This window comes from Shewanella sp. SG41-4 (assembly GCF_014164505.1).
Taxonomy (GTDB): Bacteria; Pseudomonadota; Gammaproteobacteria; order Enterobacterales; family Shewanellaceae; genus Shewanella.
This window is the reverse complement of sequence record NZ_JACJFI010000123.1, coordinates 1-5,992: the sequence shown is the minus strand read 5'-3', so window position 1 is coordinate 5,992 and position 5,992 is coordinate 1. Positions and strand designations below refer to the sequence as shown.

General features: G+C 44.0%; 3 protein-coding genes. 2 read left to right on the top strand and 1 reads right to left on the bottom strand.

The genetic code is table 11. The annotated features are described in order from the left end of the window. Window positions 1-281: 281 nt before the first annotated feature. Window positions 282-671 (bottom strand): Cd(II)/Pb(II)-responsive transcriptional regulator, encoded by a 390-nt coding sequence (locus H5202_RS12320; protein WP_182772336.1) that lies wholly within the window; start codon window positions 669-671, stop codon window positions 282-284. A gap of 76 nt (window positions 672-747) precedes the next feature. Between H5202_RS12320 and H5202_RS12315 the strand changes: the two genes are divergently transcribed. Further along, the gene (locus H5202_RS12315; RefSeq protein ID WP_182772335.1) at window positions 748-2,841 is read left to right on the top strand and encodes a TonB-dependent receptor plug domain-containing protein; all 2,094 of its coding nucleotides are present in this window, start codon (window positions 748-750) and stop codon (window positions 2,839-2,841) included. Window positions 2,842-3,102: 261 nt separating this feature from the next. Then, window positions 3,103-5,583 carry an alpha/beta hydrolase family protein gene (locus H5202_RS12310; RefSeq protein WP_182772334.1) on the top strand — a complete coding sequence of 827 codons (2,481 nt, stop codon included), beginning with the start codon at window positions 3,103-3,105 and terminating at the stop codon, window positions 5,581-5,583. Window positions 5,584-5,992: the final 409 nt, after the last annotated feature.

Sequence of the window (5,992 nt, the reverse complement as noted above, 5' to 3'; positions counted from 1 at the left end):
CAGCACCTCACTCAGTTAACAAAATAGCGTTTTCCACATGTTGGAAAATCGAAAATCGTTATCTCAGCACCTCACTCAGTTAACAAAATAGCGTTTTCCACATGTTGGAAAATCGAAAATCGTTAGCTCAGCACCTCACTCAGTTAACAAAATAGCGTTTTCCACATGTTGGAAAATCGAAAATCGTTAGCTCTCGAAAGGCGAACAACTCATTGCAAATGTTCACTGGGTTACCCCATCGCCTTTGCTAACGGTATTGGTAAGATACTGTTTTAATTCACTTAAACCGATTTCAGCGTCTGTAAAATACTGCAATCCTTTATCTGATGGCTTTTACAACAGCTCGCGAGTGCGGCTAATGATTGCTCTAGTAATGCTAATTCCCGCTGGGTTTGTTGAATGCGGGCAAGTTGTTCGGCAATGATGTTGTCGACTAATGCGCACGACGATTTTGGGTCTTGTTGTGTATCAACCAAACGCTTGATGTCATCGAGTCCGATGTTTAATTCTCTGCATCGTCTTATAAATACCAATGTCTCTATGTCTTTTTCTTGGTAATGACGATAGCCATTACTGGTACGGATTGGCGGGGAGAGTAGTCCAATCTGCTCATAGTATCTGATGGTTTTAACCGATACCTGAGCAATTAATGCCAATTCACTTATTTTCATATTGACCTTCCAGTGGCTGTAACCTTTAAGCTTAAGCATATCATTTTTCGATAATGTCTTGTTATAAGGAAGTTGTATGTTGAGTTATTCCGCGGCGTCATTAATTTTGTCGCTAGGTGTTATTGGGGTGAGTGAAGCCAATGTGGTGGATGACTCGACAAATTCGTCTGGGCAGAGTGCAAACCACAGTGAGAATGACAGTGAAATCCACAGTGAAAACCACAGTGCAATCCCTCAATATTCTGAGCATGATGACCCAAAAGCTGACGTGGATGAACACGAGCATGAACACGAAGAAGAAATGGAAACCATTGTCATACAAGCTACTCGCTCTGGGCGGATTGCCGATGAACAACCTATTCGAGTCGAGGTGATTAACCGCGAAGAGATTGAAGAAAAAGCAGCGATGAGACCGGGTAATATTTCTATGCTGGTGGCTGAAACGGGTGGGGTAAGATTACAAACAACTTCTCCGGCGTTAGGCAGTGCCAATATTCGCCTACAAGGCTTGTATGGTCGTTATACCCAATTACTGGCAGATGGTTTACCGCTGTACGGTAACCAAGCAGGGTCGATTGGTTTGTTGCAAGTGCCGCCGACAGATCTAAGTCGCGTTGAAATTATTAAAGGCTCGGCGTCATCACTTTATGGTGGGTCAGCACTCGGCGGGGTAATTAACCTTGTATCTCGAACGCCTGGTGATGAACTCAGTGGTGAAGTGTTGGTCAATGCAACCACGCGCGATGGTCAGGATGTGACCACCTATTTTGAGTCGCCATTGAGCGAGAATGTAAAAGGGTCGGTGACGGCAGGGGCTCATTATCAAGACAAGCAAGATATTGATAGTGACGGTTGGATCGATCTGGCAGGTTATGAGCGATACACTGTGCGTCCGCGTTTATTTTGGGAAGGACAAGAAGGGCAAACTCTGTATGTGACTAGCGGGTTTATGACCGAGCAACGCACTGGCGGTACTTTAGGTGATAACACGGTCGCTGATGGCACTTCGTTTGAACAATCGCAAGATTCCGATAGGCTTGATGGCGGCCTGGTGTTTAGTATGCCGTTATTAGAGTCATTGACGTTTAATACACGCGCATCGGCGATGGTACAAGATCATGTGCATGTTTATGGTGCCGATATAGAAGAAGACCAACACGAGAGTTATTTGCTTGAAAATAGCATTGCAGGTTATACCGATAACAGTGATTGGGTTGTTGGTTTAGCGTATCAGTCTGAAATCTTTGCCTCTGACACGTACCCTGAGTTCGATTATTCTTATAAAGTGCCGGGTGCATTTGCTCAACTTGATTATGAGCTGACAGACCAAATCACCACATCTTACAGTGCGCGCATTGATGAGCACAGTGAATATGGTACTCAATTTAGCCCAAGAGTATCGGTGCTTTATCGCCCAAGTGACTTAACCATAAGAGGCTCTTATGGGGAGGGCTACTTTGCCCCTACGCCGTTTGTTGAAGAGATTGAGGCCGCAGGATTATCAAGATTAGCGCCGATTGACAACTTACAAGAAGAGCGCGCTAAAACGGCATCGCTTGATGTGAGTTATACCTTTGATGATGTGGAAACGAGTTTGACTTTGTTTGGCTCGAATGTGGATAACGTCACGGGTTTAGAGGCTTTCTCTGTCAATAACGATGGTTCCTTAGACGCTGTTAGGTTAGTTAATGCACCCGGCGAAAGTCAGATCCGTGGTTCTGAAGTGTTGCTGCGTTACTATTTAGGCGATGTTAAGTTGATCGCAAGTTACTTGTATTTAGACGCAACTGAAGCTTCACCCGACGGGGACGGCAGAAGAGCCATTGCCTTAACACCACGTCATTCTGGTGGTTTTGTTGCTATGTGGGAGCAACATGGCAACTTTAGAGCTGGTTTTGAAGCTTATTATACCGGCACCCAAAATGTTAACGATAACCCTTATATTGATGAAACTAACCCTTATTGGCATCTTGGTTTAATGGGCGAAATTACTGTTGGCAGAGTCAGTTGGTTTATTAACTTAGAAAACTTACTCGATGTAAAACAAACCGATGAACATCCAATGTTACTGCCTAATAGATCGCCTAGCGGCCAATGGACTACCGATATTTGGTCACGTAACGATGGCTTTATTGCTAACGCAGGTGTAAGAGTTAAATTTGGTCATTAATCGCGTTTTACTCGTGTAAGTTGACTCGTCACAAAAAAGATAAACCGTCAGTCCAATACTGGCGGTTTCTATTTCATTTCCATTTTCACCGTATTGTTTCTTTAATTCACTCCCTCTCGCTAATTCACTTATCCTTGTTAATCAATTATTCGCATATACAAAGGGCGACAATTATTGATACACAAAAAATATGCATTTATCGGTCAGTTTTGTCACACTTGCATAAAGAATCAATAAAAAAAACAACAATAAGGACAGGTAATGAAAACGTTTTCTCTGGTGTTAACCAGTTTAGCCATTGCAATATCGGGCATGGCAAATGGGGCAGAAATTGATGCTAAGTACATTCAGCGAATCGGCCCTGTGGATCAAGTATCAGCAGCGCCATTATCGAAAAGTGCCCATGCAGATGCGCTACGAGCTAACCTAGTTGCTAACTTAGTTGATAAGTCTGGTCAAACACAGGCAAAAACGGTTCAAGTATTTAATCAACAACTTACTTGGCAAGCTGCCTCAGCGAAGATTGAAGGTGAGGATTGGTTAGCCTATAAGCTGCCGCTATCGACTCAGCGATTTACCCAAGGCACATTAACTGTTAACGGGCTTGAAAATCCACAAGTGTATTTGAATGGGCAGTTGGTTAAATCTGCTGATAAAGTCGAACTTGAACTGACAAATGGTGACTATCAGCTTGTGGTATTGGCTGATGGCCAAACGCAAGACGTGCCATTTAACCTTGATTGGCAGGGCAAAAGTGAAGTTGATAATCTCGACTTTGCTGCACAAAAAACGCAGCGTGTATCTGCCCAGCAGTTATTCGATTCAAAAGTGATCAGTGGCTTAACCGTGTCACCTAATGGCAAGTATTTACTGCAATCGACCATTGAATACCAAGCTAGCCAAGGCGATACGCCAATTCAAGTGACCGAGTTACGCAAATTATCGGACAACAGTGTGATGTATCGCTGGCAAGATAACCGTCCAAGCAGCGCAGTATGGTCGAGCGACAGTCAACAATTAGCCTTTGTGACCAATAAACAAATCCAGTTACTTAATGTGGCTGACTTAACCATTAACGTGGCCGCAACCGATATGGATAATGCGTCTGGCCTACATTGGTACGGCGACAGTCTGTTATTCAGTTGGGAAAAGCCTTTTAAAGCCGATGACAAGGCGACATCAAAGCGTTTTCGAGCATTAGAAGATCGCTGGAGTGGATGGCGTAACAATAGCCAGCTATATCAATTAGAGGTGGCCTCAGGTTTTATTCGTCAACTGACAGACAACAACTTCAGCAGCGCTTTGTTAGACAGTAATGTCGATAAAGGTAGATTGTTGCTAACGCGCTCGCCGGTTGATTATGCCGAGCCTGCCCATGGAATAACGCAGTTAATTGAGTTGGATCTAAAAGACTTAACCGAAACTACTATTGGTGCATATCGTAGCTTTAACGCTGCGCTATACGCCGATGATGGCATGTACATTACCGCTGGACCCCGTTTTATGGATGGCGTTGGCATCCAAGACAACACCATCGAAGTTAACGACTATGATGGGCAATTATATTGGCGTGATGCTAAAGGTAATGTGAGTGCGTTAAGTAAAGACTTTGACCCTGCTATCGGCAGCATGACTAAGCTTGAAAATGATGATGTGATATTAACGGTAACCGAAGGTGATCGTTCGCCACTGTATCTTTTTGATAAACGTAAAAGTCGTTTTAGTCATATAGACACAGGTGTGGATATGATCGACGGCTTTAGTGTTGCCATTGAGCAATCTACGCCAACATTAGTATTTGCAGGTACCTCTGCCACTGCGCCTCAAAAAGCCTATAAAATGGCGCTTAATTCAAGCCGTAAACAGTTGCTGTTTGATAGTCAACAACTGAGCTATGCCAACACACGTTTGGGTAAAATTGAAGATTTCGATTTTACCAATACCCATGGGCATAATATTGATGGCAGAGTTTATTTGCCTGCCGACTTTGATGCCAGTAAAAAGTATCCCGCATTAGTGTATTACTATGGCGGTACCTCACCTGTAGGGCGTCACTTTACCGGACGTTGGCCATTTAATTTATGGGCCGCCCAGGGTTATGTTGTGTATGTTGTGCAACCAAACGGTGCTACCGGATATGGCCAAGCCTTTAGTGGTCGTCATGTTAATGCCTGGGGCAAGTACAGCGCTGACGATATTATTGAGGGCACTAAAGCCTTCTTAAATGCATACCCGTCGGTTGATGCTAAACGTGTGGGCAATATGGGCGCATCTTATGGTGGCTTTATGACCATGTATTTGGCTACAAAAACCGATATTTTTGCGGCGTCAATGTCGCATGCGGGGATCAGTAATTTATCGTCTTACTGGGGCCATGGCTGGTGGGGTTATGGTTATTCTGGCGTGGCGAGTCGCGGCAGTTTTCCGTGGAATAATCCTGAGCTCTATGTTGAGCAAAGCCCGCTATACCATGCAGATAAAATTACCACACCGTTATTGCTTATTCATGGTAATGCCGACACCAACGTACCAGTAGGCGAAAGCCATTACATGTACACCGCCCTTAAACTGCTTGGTAAAGAAGTGGAGCTGGTTGAGTTTAACGACCAAGACCATCACATCAATAGCCGCCAAGCCCGCTTTGATTGGTGGAATACCACTATGGCATGGTTTGATTTAAAACTAAAAGATGAGCCACAATGGTGGAATAGTCTTTATCCAGAGACAAAACAGCCACAGTAAGCCTTCATTGAAGTCGGCCTCGTCTCGCGAGGCTGACTTAGTTTATGTGAAGATCTTCGTGCTAATTCAGCGTACTAATCCAGTGTACTAATTCAGCGAACTAACCCAACGTGCTAACTCAGTTTACTAACTCAGTTTACTAACTCAGTGTACTAACCCAGAATACTAAACAATCAGCCAGCATTACGCCTACCGTTTAGCGGTACAATGGCGATGTTTTTTTAGGTTATTTTTGTGATGAAACCAATGTAGATGTTTTCTTCAATACCGCATAATTCAATGTATTTTATCAGACGCGCCGTAAAACCCCGTCCTTCAGGTCGGGGATGTAAGGCACTGGCAGCGTAGCTGGCACGGTTTTGACTTTAGTTCGGCGTTTGTTGCTGCTCAATGTATCGGCGAATCACGT

What these genes read in the sequence shown, in the direction of transcription:
- H5202_RS12320 (WP_182772336.1), bottom strand. Translation starts at nt 671, where the DNA reads ATGAAAATAAGTGAATTGGCATTAATTGCTCAGGTATCGGTTAAAACC.
- H5202_RS12315 (WP_182772335.1), top strand. Translation starts at nt 748, where the DNA reads ATGTTGAGTTATTCCGCGGCGTCATTAATTTTGTCGCTAGGTGTTATT.
- H5202_RS12310 (WP_182772334.1), top strand. Translation starts at nt 3,103, where the DNA reads ATGAAAACGTTTTCTCTGGTGTTAACCAGTTTAGCCATTGCAATATCG.